General features: G+C 52.5%; 1 protein-coding gene. It reads right to left on the reverse strand.

The window, feature by feature from the left end; genetic code table 11:
* On the reverse strand, nucleotides 1–255 hold a 255-nt coding region (locus SB775_RS31590; RefSeq protein ID WP_410865231.1), incomplete at both ends, for a hypothetical protein.

Consider the following 255-nt stretch of genomic DNA (forward strand, 5'->3'; position numbering starts at 1 on the left):
TAAGATTGATCTGCCCCTCATCCGGCTTTGGATTCAGAATACGATTTCTTTCCATTGGCGTGATCTTATCCAGCGACCATTTGCTCAGCGTTTCATGACCTAAGCACCAGCCTTGAATGCCGCCCGGTGCAAGGCTACGCCAGCGACGCGTGAACATAGGTATGAATTCGCGACTGAAGCGCAATTGCTGAGGCGTCACATCCACCCGGGCCTTGCCACTGATTGCTAGTGTATAACCGCCATCAATGCGTCGTG

The sequence above is a fragment of the Peribacillus sp. SIMBA_075 genome, assembly GCF_046534585.1.